The sequence below is a fragment of the Serratia microhaemolytica genome, assembly GCF_004011885.1.
Lineage (GTDB): Bacteria > Pseudomonadota > Gammaproteobacteria > Enterobacterales > Enterobacteriaceae > Serratia_G > Serratia_G microhaemolytica.
The window spans coordinates 217-1041 of sequence record NZ_ML137214.1; the positions used below are offsets into that span (position 1 = coordinate 217).

The 825-nt window shown below is 56.6% G+C and carries 1 pseudogene; it reads left to right on the forward strand.

The features are described from left to right. Positions 1–825 (forward strand): annotated as a pseudogene (locus EOJ37_RS01100) (hypothetical protein); the annotation flags it as partial.

Below are 825 nucleotides of genomic sequence, written 5' to 3' on the forward strand. Positions count from 1 at the left end.
CGGCGGCCAGCTCAACTTCGTGGGTGATATCGCCAACGGGCGTGCCGACGGCGTGATCCAGACCGATAATTTTACCGCCAACAGCGGTGAAGTGAACATTGATGGTGAGTTTAACCGTGACAACAGCAACCCGAACAACTTGTCACTACTGGATCAGAACCGTGGTATCAGCGGCATGACACTGGCGATTGCTAACAGCGCCAGTGGTGCCGACAATTTGACGCTGCGATTGAACGGCGTCGAAGTGCTACCGGAGCAAGGGAAGATTTCGGACATCACGCAAAATGGTATCACCGTTGCCGAGGGGATCTACGACTACCATCTCTCCAACTCAAGTGTCAGTGGTCAACAGGGACTGTATCTCAACTACGAACTGCACACTCTTAACCTGCTGACGGATGATGTCAACGCACTGCTGATTGCCAGCAGTAGCGATCCGGCCAGCAACCGCCGGTTAACTGCACGGCTGACCGGCATCGGCGGCATTGTGTTTGATGGCAGTGCCGCGCCACTCACCGTAGCCAACAGCAGCAACGACTACCGGGGCAGTACCACAGTGCGCGGTCAAGTGCTGATGGGATCGGATAACGCCTTTGGCCAAAGTTCACGGTTAACGGTGCAGAACGGCGCTCGCTTAAAGAGCAACGGCTTTAACCAGACTCTGGGCGCGTTAACCAATGCTGGTTACATTGATCTCGATCCGAGCATCTTCACCACTGGCTGGCTGAACAACAGCGGGGTGATCGACCTGGCCGGCGGCACACTCAACCTGAGCGCTGGCGGTAGCTCCAGCGCTGATGGCGGATTAACCGGCAGCGGGGCGTT